At 34.8% G+C, this 917-nt stretch carries 2 protein-coding genes; both read right to left on the reverse strand.

The genetic code is table 11. The features are described 5' to 3' along the window. Window positions 1-255: 255 nt before the first annotated feature. Complete coding sequence (locus JMM81_RS22600) at window positions 256-600, reverse strand: hypothetical protein (protein WP_256243814.1); 345 nt, start codon at window positions 598-600, stop codon at window positions 256-258. A gap of 133 nt (window positions 601-733) precedes the next feature. Beyond that, the coding region (locus JMM81_RS22605; RefSeq protein WP_256243815.1) for a hypothetical protein at window positions 734-917 on the reverse strand (184 nt) is incomplete at its 5' end.

The raw sequence follows: 917 nt of genomic DNA on the forward strand, positions 1-917 counted from the left end.
GCTTTTATTGTATCAGTTAACATTAAAAACTACAACAAATGGATATAAAAAAGATAGTGATATTTTCAAATGCTTGAAGTACCACAAACTTTACGATTTTAAGTGGTACTCCGCATTTGACCTCACTATCATCCCATCCCTAAAGGGGGTCCTGTCGCACCATAATGGGCTTTCTCGTTCGGAAAATCTGTAAAAGAATAGTTAAGTGAAGAATTCTAGAGATTTACAGGCACCTCGCACCTTAATTTTTTCCAATTATCTGGATATCGCCTGGCACCTTAATGACAGGTTTTTTATGGACAAATCAACTTGAGGCGTGTTCTTCACTTTTTTTATCTTCTTTAAGAAGCAGAGAAAGTTCTTAATATCCTTGATTGTCTCAATAAAGCTAATCTCATTAAAACCTTTTGACCGATGAAACTGAATATAGCTATACAATGTCTGGTCATCAATAAATTCAAGGTACATGAGGTCTGTATAATTATAAATATAGAAAAAAATACGATCGAGAGAATCTTGTATCTCGACCACTGTAGGCTCTTCTTTTTGAAACTGTTTTGCTAACAATTCATAACGCATGCTGTTTTTTAAAATCTTCAAATCATACTCCTCGCTTTAATATAGAATAAACCCATAATAGATTAAACAAAAGACTAAAAACCTGATTTATAAGGAAAACTTCCATACAGGATCGTCTTTATTTCTCTAAATCATTCATTTCCAAAATAACTTCTTAATGCCTTTTACTCTCTTTCGTATATGTATTAAAAGGTTCCTTGTATCCGTTTTCTCTACAATGATCAAATTCGCCCCGTCGAATTTGCGCCCGGATTTTTATCGAGCTCGCTCGATCAATTACCTTTAAAAAATCCGAGGCATCCGCCGGAGGCTTAACTTCATTCAGCCGGGGTTTGAAC

This window comes from Bacillus sp. V3B (genome assembly GCF_024494465.1).
Classification (GTDB): domain Bacteria; phylum Bacillota; class Bacilli; order Bacillales; family Cytobacillaceae; genus Bacillus_BD.